Raw genomic sequence first — 16,592 nt, forward strand, 5'->3', positions numbered from 1 at the left:
TTTGTCCACTCTGTCCTTAATATTCGGTCCGTATGGACGGGATGTCAAAAGCACCGCTTAAAATCTGCTGATAGTCTCCTGTAATGTCCACGCTTGCCGGTGTCAGAATAAATATGTAACTGGACACTTTCTGCAGGCTTCCGCCTATGGAATAGCAGGAACCTGAAGTAAAATCAATGATCCTCTGTGCAACTTCCATATCCAGGCCTTCCAGGTTCAGGATAACGGTGCAGTTAGCGATCAGTGTATCTGCGATCTCTCTGGTATCTTCCATATTGGTGGGCTTGATCACGCACACTTCCATCGCGCTGCCTGTTCTTTTTACCTGACGCATCGGGGTAACCTTGGAGGAGGAAGCGGAAGCTGAAGATGGGGACTTGACCGTCTTTTGCGGTTTGGCTGTCTTGGCAGCTTTGGGAGCAGGCTGTTTCTCCGTTCTTCTGCGCGGTTCGTAGTCATCTAAGTCGTCATCATCTTCCTCTAATTTTTTGAAGAAACGTCTCTTGGGTTTTTCGTCATCGAAGTCGTCATCGAACTCATCATCCAGAAATTCGTCGTCGTCGTAATCGTCGTTCACTTTGATTGCATCTAAAAACTTATCTAAAACACCCATGATAAAATCTCCAATCTTATTTGCTATAATCTCTTTCTCCGAAGATGCCGGTTCCTACACGGACCATGGTGGCACCCTCTTCAATGGCAACCTCATAATCACCAGTCATGCCCATGCTGAGCACAGCCATAGTAACATTATTAAATTTTTTCTCTTCAATGTCAACACTTAATTTTCTTAAATTTCTAAAAACTTCCCTGTTTTCTTCAGCATTTTCTACAAATGGAGCGATAGTCATCAGGCCCTTTACCGAAATATTCGGAAGTTTTGAAATGGTCTCTGCCAGTGCTGCCGTCTCTTCCGGGCGGACACCGAATTTGCTGTCCTCACCGGCCACATTGACCTCAATGAGAATATTGGCTGTGACGCCTTTCTTTCCGGCTTCCTGGCTGACAGTCTCTGCCAGACGGAGGGAATCCACCGAATGGATCAGACAGGCCTTGTCCACCATGTATTTTACTTTATTTCTCTGTAAATGTCCAATCATATGCCAGTGAATACCTGAGGGAAGTGCCTCCTCCTTGGCTGTCAGCTCCTGTACCTTGTTCTCACCGAAATCCACTACGCCCAGAGGCAGCAGTTCCTCGATCATAGACATGGGTTTTGTCTTGCTCACAGCGATGAGGGTAACCTCATCCCGGTTTCTTCCTGCCCGGCGGCAGGCTTCCTTTACTTTTTCTTCCACTGCAAGATAATTTTCACATACACTCATGTTTCATCTCTCCTTACTTTCCAGTCAGTATATCTTCTTCTTTTACGCTCTCTCCGTCATCCACAATCCTGTCAAAGGCTTCCAGACCGTAAGACGTGTTGGGTTTTACAATACAGTATTCTTCATTCTGGTCAATGATATCAATTTGTCTGAATACCGCATATCCTTTGTTCATACTGTAAACACCTTCCAGATAATCAATCTCACCTACCACAAAGGTTTCCTGTGTTTCCGGCTTATGCAGGACATCCCCGTCCTGGAAGGTCTGTTTATCCACATAACAGTACCCATCCTGGGCTGCCGTATTCTCTGTATCTTCGGATACTTCGCCATCCTGGTTCTCTTCTGCTGTGTTCTTATAAATAGTGGCAGATACAAACTCTGTTGTCTTGTCTCCGCCTTTAGTGGCTGTCTCCCGCAGGAACCCGGCTGAATTTTCATTTCCTCCTTTGGTCAGGAAAGAGGAGGGAATGATATAAAATTCTTTGGTCACAATAGAACGCATGGGGATTTTCAGCCCGCTCTGGGTATTGATGACCAGTTCTATTTTGAGGAATCGGTCAGAGGCATAGCGCACCATACCATTTTTTAGTGTGATTTTTGCCACCTTCTGGTTTCCCACATTCATAAGGGAGAGCTGCCCGGTCTGTGTCTCTCCATCTTTTAGAAACTTCACTTTGATACTTTTGCGGTCTGCCAGTTTAGCAGCCAGTTTGTCGGATAGAGGCACCATGAGGGTCCAGTTGTCATCTTTGACCAGTTTGTACACAGCATCTCCGGCTTTGGCCTGCCCGTCTGTGAGCAGGTCATTTTTTTCATAGGCTTTTTGATTAAAATCTTCCTCTGTCAGGTCCTCAACGGTTTTTCCTTCATATCCGTCTGTGGAATATATAACAAGACCTGCGCTGGGGGATGTATGTACCACTTGGTTTCCAAAAGTCATGGAACCCCGGATGACGGTCACATCACTGTCCTCCTCATCCTGGTCCTCCACAGCGTCAGCCGGCGCCGTCCCCTGGGAGGATGCCTGCTGAAAGATCAGGCCCTGCATTTCATATTTAAAACTGTAAGCATCGTAAAAATCCGTTCCGCTGAAGTTATTGGAAAAATCAGCGATCCTCGTGCGGACTTGCTCTAGCTGGTCTTTGGACAGGGTGATATCAGACTTGACGTTTTTGGTATCGCTCAGGGCATAGACATTGCCGCCCTTTCGTACTTTCATGCCTTCCCTGGCATAGTAACGTATATAGCCCGGGCTGTCGGCAGTGACAACCTCCTCGTCGCGTACCGCCAGCGCTGTACAGACAGGATTCCTGGAGAGAGGACCTGCCGTTACCTGATAGGAGGTGACGTGGGTGGAGGTGATGTAAAGCAGAACAGTGATCAGCATGTAAATAAACAGTGCTCCAAAAAGCAGTGTGGCAATATTAAAAGTAAATATTTTTTTGATGATACTCAGCAGTTTTTTTATAAATGTCAATATTTTTTCTCTCAATTGGAATGAAAATCTCCTTTCATTATCGTTTTCCATTTTAACATTTTCGGCATTTAAGTACAATAGCCAATTTTATTGTATAAAAATTATAAATAATGCAGAAAATAGAAAAAGATAAAGGAGGAATTATCATGAAATCAAATGGATTAGATTATACCGCATTAGTTATTACCGTTATCGGCGCCCTCAATTGGGGGTTGATCGGACTGTTCCGTTTCAATTTGGTTACCTTCCTGTTCGGAGACATGACATGGCTTTCAAGAGTTGTATATGTCATTGTAGGAATCTGCGGACTCTATCTGCTGAGCCTCTTCGGAAGGATCACATCTATGGGTGACCGCTGAGCACGCGCAGAAAAAAGCCGCCGCACGCCTGTCTTTTCAGGGTGTGCAGCGGCTTTTTTACTCATTCGTTTTTGTTTATTTACAAAGATGTGATAATCATATGTCTCACATCTTCAGGAAGATCCTTTTCGTCTTTTGAAAGGCTGATAATAAAGGAAATATTATAACACTCTGCAATCTTCTCAAGGCTGGCCATAACCTTTGAAATGTTCTCCGGGGAATTTTCCAGTCTGGAGATCTTCAGGAAACCATCCAGATACATCTGCTCAAGATCATGATCCTGGGAAACAATACCGCGGATAAAACCAACAAACTCATCACTGTTTTCTATACCGTATTCCATCACATCTATCAGACGGATTTTATTATTCAGCTCATACATATGCTTTGCACTCTTATCTAAGTAAACAACTGAGCCGTTCGCGTTCCTGACCTCAGCATTAGCCTTGTCTAGAAGAATTTTCGTCTTTCCTTTACCTTTTTCACCTACAATTAACTGAACCATCGCATTTTCCTCCTTAGCCGCACGTAATATGTATATTTACTAAAAACGTGGTTATCTTGGAATTAATTATAGTGCATTTCGTTCAAAAATACAATGGTAAAATAAAAAAATTCTGCTATTTTTTGAAATTTCATTTTTTCTTTAGGAACGGTTCACTTTCTCAAGAAGCTGGTTCATGCGCTCATACAAAACGGGTTTGTTTTCCGCATTCAGAACGATGGAAACATAAGGTTCCCCATAGTTATTCTGAACCATAAGAGCCAAACAGTTTCCCGCTTTGGCAGTGGTTCCGGTCTTACCGCCCAGAATAGTAACTCCTTTCGGTGCGCTGGACTCCCCTGTCAGATACTGGTCTGTGGCGTCCAGCCACTTCTGCATCTGGGTACCGTCCGCTGACTTATAGTTGATGGTATAGTTACTTAGCTGGGTAATATCTGTGAACTCCTGATGTTTCATGGCTTCATTGAGCATCAGATAGATGTCATATACCGTTGTATAGTGATCTTCATCGTGAAGTCCGTGCGGATTCACAAAATGTGTCCCTGTCATGCCCAGGCGCTGGGCTTCCTCATTCATCATATCCACAAAGCCTTCCACACTGCCGCCCACGGTTCTGGCAATCGCCATCGCCGCATCATTGGCTGAATAGACAAGAAGTGCATGGAAGAGCTGGTCCATGGATATCTGGTCTCCCTCCACAAGTCCGCAGACCTGGGAATCCGCCTCCAGCTGGACATCCTGTGCCTGAATGGTCACAATTTCATCCATGTTGGCTTTGCCGAGTGCTGCCAGTGCTGTCATGATCTTAGTAATACTGGCCGGATAAGACTTTTCATACAGCGATTTTGAAAAAAGCAGTTTTTTGTCCTGAATATCAAACAACGCTGCTCTTTCTTCTCCCTGGGCCTCAATCCCGTCAAGCGGTGTATCACCTGCACCCACGCACAAATCTGCTGCCACACCTTCTGCTACCAGGGAATCCTCGCCTATGGTCTGACCAAACACTTCCGTAGTCAGCCTGAACGCCATAGGCGCATCCACGGCCTGTTTACCCTTCAGCATGAAGATCCCCAGCACACCTGCTAACAGCAGGATAACAAAAAACATGCCGAGAAACAGGGTACGCTTGATCTTACGCCTTCTCTGTGCCTTTTTGGATAGCCTTTTTTTCGGTTTATTTGTACATTTCACGCCAGTCTAACTCTCCTCTGTCAAGTGATCTGATCATCATTTCTGCCGTGGCAAGATTGGTTGCCAGTGGTATATTATGTGTATCACACAGATGAAAAATCCGCTTTACATCCGGATCATGTTTCTGAGGCGCCAGTGGTTCCCGCAGATAGATGATGAGATCCATCTGGTTCTGTTCGATCAGCGCTCCCATCTGCTGTTCTCCGCCCAGATGACCGGCCAGGAACTTGTGTACATTCAAATTGGAAGCCTCCTCAATGAGCCTGCCTGTGGTACCCGTGGCGAATAGCTGGTTTTTTGAAAGAATACTCCTGTAGGCAACACAGAAGTTCTGCATTAATTTTTTCTTAGAGTTGTGTGCAATTAATCCGATGTTCACGATTTTTCTACCTCCCTGTAGGTTCTGTTTTTCTGAAGGCTGACATTTAATACCAGCCCCATACCGATATAAAGGCTTACCATGGAAGAAAGCCCGTAGCTGACAAAGGGAAGCGGCGTACCCGTGTTGGGGCTGAGTCCCGTTGCCACACAAATGTTGATAAAGCTCTGTACTGCTATAATGGAAGCCATACCGTAGCATATGAGGCTGCCGGATAGATCCTTGGCCCTCCTACCCGTCTTCATACTTTCAAAGATGATCAAAAACAAAAGCAGCAGCAAAGCCGTACAGCCCAAAAATCCCAATTCCTCACCTGCAACGGAAAATATAAAGTCTGTCTGGCTCTCTGATACAAAATTGCCTTTGTTGGCTGATGCCACTTCATTATTATTCAGGCCTTTTCCTGTAAGTTTTCCTGAACCGATGGCCATGATAGAATTCTGCTGCTGAAGAACATCGTCAGAGTATTCCTCCTCCTCCGGATAGAGGAAGGTCATAATCCGGTTTCTCTGGTAATCATCCAGTAGTTTCTGGTCAGGCTGTATGACTATGAAAAGAAATACAACCACCAAAGGGATGGCTATCAGCAGCGTTCCGCCTATAATTTTATAACTCAGCCCGGCAAGATACAGCATGATACAGAAAAGTATAGCAAGTGTAATGGTATTTTTCAAGTCCGGCTGACTAAAGATCAAAATCAGAGGTACGGCGATCAGCACGACGGTCTTCAATATTGTCTTTAATGTATTCAAATCTTCTTCGTGTTCCATTAAGTAGCGTGCGAGAAACAGAATGATGATGATCTTCGACAGCTCTGTGGGCTGGAACTGGAAACTTCCGATCCGCAGCCATCTGGCAGCTCCTTTGGACTCTGTACCAAACAGCCGTACCAGAAGAAGCATGAGAATATTGCCCACATACATGATCCAGTAAAAATTCAGGATCCAGCTGAAATCCATCAGGGATATGACCACCATGACAAAAAGTCCCAGCATCATACCAAAGAACTGCTTCTTCTGCAGATCCGGTTCCGCACTTCCAACCAGCAGCACCCCCATGAAGGTGAGTACAACCAGAAACAGCACCAGTCTGAAATTATAGTCGCGTAGTTTATATTGTTTAATCATGAAAACACCTAGTTTTATCCTTAAAGTCCTTTTTTACCTGTTCCTAAAAACCGGGATAAGATTCCTGTATATCTGCTTTCAGAGGAATCTTTGCCAAAACGGTGGTGGTATCCTTCAAATAACGGATCTCCACTTTTTGTTCCTGTACAGTGAAATATTTACTCACGGCACGGACCATATCGTTTTGAAGCATGGTCATCATTTGTGGAGAACAATCCAGCCTCTCGGATACGAGGAGAAGCTTCAGCCGGTCCTTTGCTACATGACCGGAACGTTTATTCCGAAAATGAATCAACACGCAGGCCCTCCCTTACCTTATTATTTTTTAAAGATACCGGACAGCCTTTTAAACACACCCTGCTTTGCCTGGAAATTCAGGAAAGGTACATCCTCCCCCGCTATCCTGCGGCAGATGTTTAAAAATGCCTGTCCTGACATGGAGTCCTGCCCGCAGAGAGGCTCTCCCTGATTGGTGGCAATGACCACAGCCTCATCATCCGGAATCGCGCCTAAAAGTTCCACAGCCAGGATCTCCGTCACATCCTCCACGGACATCATTTCCCCACGCCTTATCATATCCATACGCAGGCGGTTGATGATAAGCTGCACTCTCGGCATTTCATTTGCCTGTAGAAGCCCGATAATACGGTCTGCGTCGCGGATGGCGGAAACCTCAGGCGTAGTGACCACAATGGCCCGGTTAGCCCCCGCAATGGCGTTTTTAAAGCCCTGTTCAATGCCTGCAGGGCAGTCCAGCAGAATATAGTCAAACTCTTCCGACAGATCATCTGTCAGTTTAATCATCTGTTCAGGTGTGATAGCTGTCTTGTCTCTGGTCTGGGCAGAGGGAAGCAGGCAGAGATTGTCACACTGCTTGTCCCGGATGAGCGCCTGTTTCATGCGGCAGCTCCCCTCAATGACATCAATGAGATTATAGACAATCCTGTTCTCAAGCCCAAGGACCACATCCAGGTTCCTAAGCCCGATATCCGTGTCCACTACGACAACCTTTTTGTTGAGCTTTGCAAGTCCAAGCCCCAGGTTTGCCGTAACGGTGGTTTTTCCGACCCCGCCTTTTCCGGAAGTCACTACAATAATTTCACTCATATCCTATCCTCCTAAATCCTTTTTGAAGCTGCGTAACCGTTAAACAAGCTGAACTGTTACGCAGCTGTGGCATTAACCGCCTTTACTTTTCGTGCGTATTTTCAAGACTCAAAAAAGGTTTAGTCTGTCTGCTGTGTACTTCCGCCTGCGGATGCCGTTCCGGTAACTATCGCATCTTTCTCCACAAGATTGTACTTATAGCTGATTACATCTTTTGCTACTGCTGCCGCATTGGTGGAACTGTATCCATTGGCAATGCGGACTGCCATGGCGATCTCCGGATTGTCCGATGGGGCAAATCCGATGAAAAGTCCGTGGCTGGGCCGGGTTGTTACTTCCTGGGCGGTACCGGTCTTACCGGATACCGGGTAATCAAAGTCCTGGAAGGCTTCATTGTTCTCTACCACTTCCCGCATTCCTGCATGAATGATATCCCACTCATTGTTCGGAATGTCCATAGTAGCCTTTAACTCCGGTGTGTAGTCTTCGATGAGGTTTCCTTTGGAGTCTGTAACTTTATCAAGAAGGGACAACGAATAAATGTTTCCCCGGCTTGCGATTGTGGTGGCATAGCGTGCCAGTTGTGAGGTCGTGTAGTTGTTGGTACCCTGTCCGATGGCAGATGCCACGGCAGCTTCGTCCGTGATCTGTGGTTCGGCCTCTGTGATCTCTAGTCCTGATTTCTGGTCTAACTGGAACAGCTCTGCATATTTCCGAAGTTTTTCAAGTCCAAGTGAATCTGAAAAGTTTCCGTCATTGTCGGTTCCCATATCATAGACAACCTGGTTAAAGAAAGTATTACAGGAGTTTTTAATGGCGCCCTGTATTCCCAGATATCCATGTCCGGTATGCAGCCAGCACTTAATAGGAGGCGTGACTTTGGTGAATTCACCGGTACAGGTCACACCATAATTGTTGTCAACAATCCCCTCTTCCATTCCCGCAACCGCTGTCACAATTTTAAAGGTGGAACCGGGCGCGGTCTTCTGCTGTGTGGCTTTATTAAAGAAGGGCCTTGAAAGGTCAAGGGAAAGCTTGGCGTAATAATCCACATCCATCTGGTTTGCCAGACGGTTATTGTCATACCCCGGATAGGTGACACAAGCCAGGACTTCCCCGGATTTTGTATCTGTCATGACCAAAGATCCGGAACAGGGGTCAAGGGCCAGCTGGGCCGGGGTGATCTCCAGGTTACTGATTTTTTCTTTCAGGAAATCATAAGACTTTTTCTGACCGGAGGCAAGTGCATTATAGGATTCCTCATCTGCCTCCAGGATTCCCTGGTCATAGAGCACCAGGCAGAGCTGGTTTCCGGATATGGTGTCTGACAGTATCATATACTTATATATGATTTTGGAGAACTGGGAATCATTTGTCAGGGACTCTGTCAGATACTCGGAAAGAGCATTATAGACTTCTGTGGAGTCCAGATAATCCCCCTCAGCATAAAACTGGGAAATGTCGATCCAGTTCTGGCTTACCGCATATGTTAAAAATTCTTTTAAGCTTATGGAGCTGTCCTTTGTCCAGGCAATATAAGTCGGGTCACTGGCATCGATAGCATCCATGGACAGGATTCCCTTTTTATTCATAAGGAAGTCATTGACAATATAACTCTGGTACTCCTGCATTTCTTTTGGAAGGTCTTTGTAAGCTTCCGGTGCGGCAGCGGTAAGTTCCTGCCGGATGGCTTCAAAGACTTCCGCCTGCTTCTGGGTAAAAAGTCCGTAAATCGTCTGCTCTGTCTCAGAGGCGTCCTCCGCTTTAAAATGGCTGGTATCAATCACGCTGTTGCCTATGAGCGCATTATAAACATCATAGATCGGTGTACGGATATTGCTGGTATCGTTGTTGGTGGATTCCTGGTCGAATTCCTTTGCCATAATAATATTATCAGAAAGGATACCGGCTATTTTCTGTTCCAGAACTTCGTATGCCACTTCCTGAAGGTCTTTGTCAATTGTCAGGTAAACATCATCTCCTGATACCGGGTTGATCCGGGATTCTTCGTTGATCTGCAGTACCTTTCCAAGGTTGTCCACAGTCACCTGCTCCTCCCCGTCTTTTCCCTGAAGGGTGGTTTCCATATACTGCTCAATTCCGGTCTTACCGATCACAGCATCTGTGGAGTAATCCGGATTGTCTTTCTGCAGTTCCTCCAGCTCCTCTGCGGAAGCTTTTCCGGTATAGCCGATAATGGGTGCAAAATATACGCCCTCGTCATACACACGGATGGAATCTTCCATAATGTCCACACCCTGAAGTTTGTCCTTGCTCTCCATGACCATGGCAACCGTATTGTCGCTGACGTTAGTGGCAATGGTTGCCGGCACATACTTTTTAAAGCTGTTGGCAGACAGGGCATAACGGATACGGACAATCGCCAGGGTTTCCTCCGGAGTGAAGGATTCCGGCAGGTCATGTTTCTTTAACTCCTCCGCCGTATAAGGATCATCTTTGTTCACAAGACCGAAGCGCTCGGCACTGCACAGATAATCCATGATCTTTTTTGGAGAAGCGTTGAGCTGATCCTCTTTAAGGGAATCTATTTTCGCCTGTCCGTACACATCGGCTTTGAAACGGTTCAGGGTAAAGTCAGCTGCGTCAAAGGCATACTCCCCGTTCTCATCCACCACAATATGAAAGGAGGTGTCCAGGGTCTCGCCGTTGGCTTCTAAAATCTTCATCAGGGAATATGCCACATAGTTGAGGGTCAGATTTTTCTCCCTGTTGGAGTCATAGCTTCCATTGTCTTCCAGTATAATGGAATAGGACAACTGGTTGTGGGCCAGAAGCTGGCCGTTGCGGTCCCGGATATTTCCGCGGGTGCTTTTTATGGTACGTGTTTTTGTGGTGCTCAGATTAAAATTGTCGGCGTACTCGTCGCCTTCTATGATCTGAAGTTTGAAAAGATGCTGTATCAGGATAAAAAACATAAGAATAAATACCAGAAACAGCACAGTTGTTCGTTTGATACATAATTTTTTTAAAAAGTTTTTTATTTTCTTAGCCAAATAGAATCTCTCTCCTTCATTTCCAGTTCTGTCAGCCGCTTGTTAATGTTAAAGAGTAACCTGTAGAGAAGAACAGTCATAAGAACCGTATATATCATTTCCGGGATGATGATCCTTCCAAAATAGTAGTAAAACTCTATGCGTCCCCGCATCAGATACTGCATTCCATATACCAGGCCGCCGTAGACCAAATCCCCTGCAGCCATAAGTATGATGGGAACACGGAGTTCCTCATCGTAGAACAGCTTACAGCAGCAGCCTGCCGCATAGCCGATGCACAGGTAGACCAGTGCGTAAAAACCGAGCAGTCCGTCTGAGAGCAGATCTTTCAGAATACCGCAAAAAAATCCAATCCAGATGCCGTTCTTCTTGCCCCGCATAAAACCAAAGGAAACTGTCAGGATCAACAGCAGGTTCGGCGTGATGGAGCCGATGGAAAGCGCTTTGAAAAGAGTTCCCTGAAGGATAGCGGAAATCAGAATCAGAAGGAGGGTTACCACTTTCCTTTGAATTCTCATTTATGAATCTCCCTTCTGCTGTTTCAGTTCTTTGATCACAAGTACCTCCTGCAAATGTTGAAAATCCACTGCAGGTGTGAGCGTTCCTGTCTTTGTAAGGTTATTGGGGTTTTCTTCTATCTCACTGACATATCCTATCAGAATCCCCTTCAGAAATCTGTCGCTGGTTGCGGATGTGACGATTTTTTCACCTTCCTGTATTTTATCATCCTCATCTTTGAGATGGATAAACTGCAGTTTGCCCTCATCAATCAGACGCAGATCTCCTGACACAATGCAGGTGTCAGAGGTGGTCATGGTCATGGCACTTACATTGCTGGTGTCATCTATGATGGAACGGACCGTTGCCCAGTTTTTTCCAACCTCTGTGACGATACCTACCAGCCCGCTTCCTGCTATGACATTGCAGTCCTTCTGAATGCCGTCATCACTGCCTTTGTTGATGGTAAACGTGGAAAACCAGTTGCCCGAGTTCTTGCTGATCACTTCCGCGCCAACCTTGTCATATTCACTGTATTCCTTGTCGAGATCATAGAGCTTTTTCAGACGGTCCAGTTCGCTGATGGACTGGGTCAGACGGCTGTTTTCAGCGGTAAGCTCGTCCACTTTGCTCTGAAGCTTTTCATTTTCCTCCACCAGCTTTTTCTTATTGCGGAAACCGGATGTCATTTCGTTTAATGCGGTCCCCACTTTATTGATGCCGTTCTGGAATGGTACGACTGCGTAACTGGCTGCCTTTCTGACCGGTGCTGCCGGAAATTTCTCTGCAAAGGTGAGAAGCATCAGGCTGATGCACACCAGAATCATTATAACCAGGATATGTTTACTTTTTATGTTCCAATCATGCTTTTTTTTCATTCTATAAAACCTCAGCTTTTTATTCATAACAACAGAAAGTCCATTGGTTCTCTTTTGCTCTCTATTGTTTCACCCATTTTCTGAGAGACTTGCTTCCTATAATTTCTTTGAGTCCGTATATGGTACACAGGTCATAGAAACGTGACAGACAGACCTTCTGTCCTGTTTGTCTGCTTATGAACCATTCGATATCAGGAATCTTTGTAGTGCCTCCGGTGAGATTGATGCCTTCCCTGGAAATATTCTGCCGGATCTGGGGCGGTATACGCTCCAGAAAAAAGCGTATTTCCTCACAGATGGTGCCAAGAGGCTCCAAAATGGCCTCATAGACCATTCTGGAGGACACGACTCCCTCCTGGGGCAGACCGGTCAGGCTGTCCACGCCCACTACTTTCCGGGCCTCTTTTTTATCTTCCTTCAGATAAGCCAGTGAAAATTTCAGGCGCCTGGCCGTACGGCTGCCTATGTTCAGATTGCACCGGCGGCGCACCATGTTCTGTATGGATTCATTGAGCTGCTTGCCGCCGATCTCCACGATCTTACTCAGAACCACACGGCCCTTTTCAATGACAGAGATCTCACAGCTCTGTGCTCCGATGTTCACAACCATGGAGCCTTTTGTTTTGTTAATAGGTATGCCGAGAGCCACCGCGTCGGCAATGGTCTTGTCTACCATATATATTTTATTTTTTCTGCTGGAATTACCTATTGTATAGTAGGCCCTCTTTTCTATCTCGGATAAATCGGCAGGAACTGCAAGATACAGTGTATTTCCCAAAACCGTACCGGCCCCTGCTTTCTCCAGAAGCGAATGCAGAACCATCTCTGTGTGATTGATATCTGCAATCTTGCCGAATGTCATGGGAGTGATGACCGAGACATTTGAGGGATTTTTTTCAAAAATCTCATAAGCATCATTGCCGGCAGCCAGAATCTGTTTTCCGTTCCGGATGGCAATCATGTTCTTTTCCGTTAAGATGGTGTCCTGCTGGCAGGAATAGATTTTCACCATACTGGTGCCTAAATCTACACCAAACGTTTTATGAAATGGCATATTGTGCTCCCCTTTTATTTATGACCAGGAAAGAATCACTGTGTGTGCGTTCTTTCTATTCTTTATTCTAATAACCCCTGCTCCCGGAAGCTTATGTAACGGCAGTCTCCGATAATGATGTGATCCAGAAGCGGGATGCCGAGCATTGCTCCGGCACTCTGAACTCTTTTCGTGATTTTAATATCCGCCTGACTTGGGGACGGATCTCCGCTTGGATGATTGTGAACCAGTAGGATTCCCACCGCATGATAAGAAAGAGCGGCAAGAAAAATCTCCCGCGGGTTTACCAGGGACATATTGACAGTCCCCTTAAACACAATCTCTTCCCCCAGGCGATGATTTTTGCAGTCCAGCATCATACAAAGCAGCAGCTCCTGTTCCTGATGGCGGAGCTGCTCCATGTAGAAATTGGCAATGGATGCCGGATGATCAAAAGAAACACCCTTTTCTGCCACAGAGACCGCAATCCTCTTGGAAAGTTCACCGATACATTTGAGCTGTATGGCTTTCACAGTTCCAATCCCCCGTATACTTTTTAACTGCTGGAGACTCAATTGGTTGAGGCCGGGAAGGCCCTCTTTATCCCGGGAAAGGTGTAACACCTCCCCGGCAAGCTCCAGTGAGGAGCTTCCGCTTGAGCCGGAGCGCAAAAGCACTGCCAGCAGTTCTTCATCGGTGAGTGCCTGGGCGCCAAGCTTCAGACACTTTTCGTATGGCCGGTTTTCATTTGGTATTTCTTTGATTTTTCTATTGTCATTCATATGATCTTCCACATACTCTCTTCAGCATGGTATGGGCATCATAAAAAAATTTAGCAGACTTTATTGTAGCACAGATTAAAAACGATGTATATGGCTTAACAAAAATTTATCACTTTTTTCACAATTGCCTCCCCAATTTTTAATCCATCCATGGCTGCGGAGGTGATTCCTCCCGCATATCCGGCACCTTCCCCGCAGGGATAAACACCACGGATATTGCTCTCCATCTCTGTGTTCCTCTCAATACGCACCGGGGAGGAGGTTCGGCTTTCCACGCCGGTAAGCAGCACGTCGTCCCTGGAAAATCCGGGGATCATACGGTCAAAATATGTGATCCCCTCCTGCAGGGCATGGCTGATAAATGCAGGAAAAAGCTCTCTAAGATTGGCAAATGACCATCCCCCTTTCAGGCAGGGCGATACAAGTCCAAGACCGGTACTTGGGCGGTCCTCTTTAAAATCCCCGAAAAGCTGAAGGGGTATATTGCCGCCGCCGAGACGGTATGCGGTCCTTTCCAGGCCTCTTTGGAATTCCACGCCGGAGAGCGGGCCGGTATTACCATAATCATCCGGTGTTACGGTGACGATCATGGCACTGTTGGCATTTTGGGAGGCACGGTCCTGGTAGCTCATGCCATTGACTGCCAGCATGTTTTCTTCTGAGGATGCATTGACCACATAACCGCCCGGGCACATACAAAAGCTGTATACGCCCCGTCCGCCCGCTGCTTTATGTGTCAGCTTATAGGCGGCGGCCCCCAGCTTATCATGTTCTTTCAAACCGTACTGGTACCGGTTAATAAGGGTCTGGGGATGTTCTATGCGCAGGCCCACTGCAAACGATTTGGCCTGCATGGAAAATCCGCTTTTCTCCAAAAGAGAAAAGGTGTCTCTGGCGCTGTGTCCGATGGCAAGAACAAGACAGGTAACAGATAGTTGTTCTTTGTGATCAATCTCAATGCCGGTCACTTGTCCCTTTTCCATATGAATGCCGGTCATGGCACTTCGGAAGCGGATCTCACCGCCCAATGCCTCTATCCTGCCCCGGAGATTTTTTACGATCGTTACCAGTAAATCTGTGCCCAGGTGAGGTTTCTGCACATAGAGGATTTCCTGTGGGGCACCACATTCCACGAATAGGCGGAGCACCTCCAGATTTCTTCCGGCAGGGTCTTTGACCAGTGTATTCAGTTTTCCGTCTGAGAAAGTACCTGCACCGCCCTCTCCGAACTGTACATTGGATTCTGTGTCCAAAACACCGCTGTCCCAAAAAGACTGCACTTTTTCCATTCGGCTGTCCACATCATCGCCCCGCTCGATCACAAGAGGGGACAAGCCTGCCCGTGCCAGGTAATAGGCACAGAAAAGACCTGCCGGACCGCTGCCCACTACCACGGGCCGCTGAACCCCGGATAGGTTCCCGGGCTGCGGATATGTGTAAGAGGTTCTTTTAGTTGACATAATAATTTTATTGTCAACTCTTTTTAAGATAGTGTTTTCCTTTTTAACTTCTGCGTCAATCGTATATACAAAAAAAAGTTCCGGCTTTTTCCTGGCATCCAGAGATTGTTTGCGGATTGTCCAGGAGAGAAGCTCTTCTTTTTTAATTTTCAATGTTTTTAGGATCTTTTTTTCCAGTTCGCCCTCCGTGTGCGACACGGGAAGTTTTAATTGTTGTATGGTAAGCATAAATCTACCTTTCTTTGTGCTGTCAGCAGGCAGCGTGTGTGCCTGCTGCTGCTGCGCTTGACCAGGCCCACTGCAGGTTATATCCCCCGCAGATACCGTCTGTGTCCACTACTTCCCCGGCAAAGAAGATACCCGGATGAAGGGAGGATTCCATTGTCTCAGGAGATAATTCCTCTGTGGATACGCCTCCTGAACATACCTGTGCCTGTTTGAAAGAACGGGGACCTTTGACATCCAGTTCCAGGCATTTGATCTTTTGTACCAGGGATGTGATATCATCCCGGTTATCCTGGGTTAATACATCTATGAGTTTTTTGGGAAACAGCCCCACCAGGCTTTCTTTTAAAGTTTTGTATGGACAGTTTTCCAGCCTGGTCCTTAAAAAGGATTCCAGGGGCTCCTCTGTGAAATCCGGCATAAAATCCAGCAGCAGCCTTACAGGCACACCCTCGTCCAGAAGCCGTACCGCATGACCGCTTAACTGAAAGACAGGAATCCCTGAAACGCCGTATTCCGTGAGCTGTACTTCCCCTCTCTCCTCCCGGAAAATCTCATATCCGACCACAAGAGAAACACAGGCCTCTGCCCGGACACCCGACCATTTGGAGAAAAAACTGCCTTTACAGTTCAGGGGGACCAGGGCAGGAAGGGGTTTTATCAGCGTGTGCCCCAGTTTCCGGGCAAATGCATAGCCGGATGTGCAGGAACCTGCAATCTCTGAAGCCGGGGAACCGCAGGCAATGATCACACTGTCTGCATTGTACTGCCAGGCTGCGGTTTTGACCTGCCATCTGCCCTGTTTCCGGTCCGGACACACACAGATGTCCGTCACCTGCTCCCGGCACTTGATCTTTACTTTCAGATAACGCGCTTCCGCTTCCAGAACCTCCAGGACACTGGACGCCTGTAAGCTTGCAGGGTAAAGATATCCCTCCCGGTTCTTTGTATAAATCCCCAGTTTTGAGAAAAATGCTACTGTCTTCTGCATAGGAAACTGCTGTATGACTTTCCATGCAAATTCCGGGTGCCGGCCATGGTAGCAGGATGGCTGCTGGAAGGTATTGGTCAGATTACATCTGCCGTTTCCGGTCGCCAGAAGTTTTCTTCCGGGTTTCTCATTTTGTTCCAGCAGGATAACGGACGCATGGTTCCTTGCGGCAAAGATAGCGGATACCAGTCCGGCAGCGCCTCCGCCAATGATACAGACAGTTTTTTTGTTCATGGAT

17 protein-coding genes are annotated in these 16,592 nt (G+C 46.7%); 1 reads left to right on the forward strand and 16 read right to left on the reverse strand.

Annotated features, from left to right (window positions below):
* Positions 1 to 16: 16 nt before the first annotated feature.
* Genes A4V09_RS06925 through A4V09_RS06935 form a run of 3 tightly spaced genes read right to left on the reverse strand, consistent with a single transcriptional unit; the run spans position 17 to position 2,805 of the window.
* Positions 17 to 613 carry a cell division protein SepF gene (locus A4V09_RS06925; protein ID WP_065541704.1) on the reverse strand — a complete coding sequence of 199 codons (597 nt, stop codon included), beginning with the start codon at positions 611 to 613 and terminating at the stop codon, positions 17 to 19.
* Between the two features lie 16 nt (positions 614 to 629).
* On the reverse strand, positions 630 to 1,325 hold the full coding sequence (locus tag A4V09_RS06930; protein ID WP_065541705.1) for a YggS family pyridoxal phosphate-dependent enzyme: 696 nt from the start codon (positions 1,323 to 1,325) through the stop codon (positions 630 to 632).
* Positions 1,326 to 1,338: 13 nt separating this feature from the next.
* A complete protein-coding gene (locus A4V09_RS06935; protein ID WP_242964002.1) occupies positions 1,339 to 2,805 on the reverse strand; it encodes a biotin/lipoyl attachment domain-containing protein in 1,467 nt (488 codons plus the stop codon).
* A 146-nt stretch (positions 2,806 to 2,951) separates the two neighbouring features.
* On the opposite strand from A4V09_RS06935, the gene A4V09_RS06940 reads away from it, so the two are divergent.
* Positions 2,952 to 3,164, forward strand: a complete 213-nt coding sequence (locus A4V09_RS06940; RefSeq protein WP_065541707.1) for a DUF378 domain-containing protein — start codon at positions 2,952 to 2,954, stop codon at positions 3,162 to 3,164.
* A gap of 79 nt (positions 3,165 to 3,243) precedes the next feature.
* On the opposite strand, the gene A4V09_RS06945 is transcribed toward A4V09_RS06940, so the two are convergent.
* The 13 genes from A4V09_RS06945 to A4V09_RS07005 all read right to left on the reverse strand — a co-directional run bounded on the left by A4V09_RS06945 (position 3,244) and on the right by A4V09_RS07005 (position 16,588).
* Positions 3,244 to 3,669 (reverse strand): twitching motility protein PilT, encoded by a 426-nt coding sequence (locus A4V09_RS06945; RefSeq protein ID WP_065541708.1) that lies wholly within the window; start codon positions 3,667 to 3,669, stop codon positions 3,244 to 3,246.
* Positions 3,670 to 3,810: 141 nt separating this feature from the next.
* Positions 3,811 to 4,860: a D-alanyl-D-alanine carboxypeptidase family protein gene (locus tag A4V09_RS06950; RefSeq protein WP_065541709.1), complete on the reverse strand. Its 1,050-nt coding sequence runs from the start codon at positions 4,858 to 4,860 to the stop codon at positions 3,811 to 3,813.
* Positions 4,844 to 5,239: a methylglyoxal synthase gene (locus A4V09_RS06955; protein ID WP_065541710.1), complete on the reverse strand. Its 396-nt coding sequence runs from the start codon at positions 5,237 to 5,239 to the stop codon at positions 4,844 to 4,846. Before A4V09_RS06955 ends, A4V09_RS06950 begins: the two co-directional genes overlap by 17 nt.
* Positions 5,236 to 6,366, reverse strand: a complete 1,131-nt coding sequence (locus A4V09_RS06960) for an FtsW/RodA/SpoVE family cell cycle protein (protein WP_065541711.1) — start codon at positions 6,364 to 6,366, stop codon at positions 5,236 to 5,238. Before A4V09_RS06960 ends, A4V09_RS06955 begins: the two co-directional genes overlap by 4 nt.
* Before the next feature lie 43 nt (positions 6,367 to 6,409).
* Positions 6,410 to 6,664, reverse strand: coding sequence for a cell division topological specificity factor MinE (minE, locus tag A4V09_RS06965; RefSeq protein WP_242964008.1), 255 nt, complete (start codon positions 6,662 to 6,664; stop codon positions 6,410 to 6,412).
* Positions 6,665 to 6,684: 20 nt separating this feature from the next.
* A complete protein-coding gene (minD, locus tag A4V09_RS06970; RefSeq protein WP_033142419.1) occupies positions 6,685 to 7,473 on the reverse strand; it encodes a septum site-determining protein MinD in 789 nt (262 codons plus the stop codon).
* Between the two features lie 119 nt (positions 7,474 to 7,592).
* Positions 7,593 to 10,487 (reverse strand): penicillin-binding transpeptidase domain-containing protein, encoded by a 2,895-nt coding sequence (locus tag A4V09_RS06975; protein WP_065541713.1) that lies wholly within the window; start codon positions 10,485 to 10,487, stop codon positions 7,593 to 7,595.
* Positions 10,472 to 11,005, reverse strand: a complete 534-nt coding sequence (gene mreD / locus A4V09_RS06980; protein WP_084043466.1) for a rod shape-determining protein MreD — start codon at positions 11,003 to 11,005, stop codon at positions 10,472 to 10,474. Before mreD ends, A4V09_RS06975 begins: the two co-directional genes overlap by 16 nt.
* Positions 11,006 to 11,863 carry a rod shape-determining protein MreC gene (gene mreC, locus A4V09_RS06985; RefSeq protein ID WP_065544678.1) on the reverse strand — a complete coding sequence of 286 codons (858 nt, stop codon included), beginning with the start codon at positions 11,861 to 11,863 and terminating at the stop codon, positions 11,006 to 11,008.
* A 61-nt stretch (positions 11,864 to 11,924) separates the two neighbouring features.
* Positions 11,925 to 12,917 carry a rod shape-determining protein gene (locus A4V09_RS06990; RefSeq protein WP_065541714.1) on the reverse strand — a complete coding sequence of 331 codons (993 nt, stop codon included), beginning with the start codon at positions 12,915 to 12,917 and terminating at the stop codon, positions 11,925 to 11,927.
* Positions 12,918 to 12,979: 62 nt separating this feature from the next.
* Positions 12,980 to 13,678, reverse strand: a complete 699-nt coding sequence (gene radC, locus A4V09_RS06995) for a RadC family protein (protein ID WP_065541715.1) — start codon at positions 13,676 to 13,678, stop codon at positions 12,980 to 12,982.
* A gap of 95 nt (positions 13,679 to 13,773) precedes the next feature.
* Entirely contained in the window at positions 13,774 to 15,366 is a 1,593-nt protein-coding gene (locus A4V09_RS07000; RefSeq protein ID WP_065541716.1) for an NAD(P)/FAD-dependent oxidoreductase, read from the reverse strand.
* 22 nt (positions 15,367 to 15,388) lie between these two features.
* Positions 15,389 to 16,588, reverse strand: coding sequence for a BaiN/RdsA family NAD(P)/FAD-dependent oxidoreductase (locus A4V09_RS07005; protein WP_065541717.1), 1,200 nt, complete (start codon positions 16,586 to 16,588; stop codon positions 15,389 to 15,391).
* Positions 16,589 to 16,592 lie beyond the last annotated feature (4 nt).

The organism is Blautia pseudococcoides, assembly GCF_001689125.2.
Taxonomy (GTDB): domain Bacteria; phylum Bacillota; class Clostridia; order Lachnospirales; family Lachnospiraceae; genus Blautia; species Blautia pseudococcoides.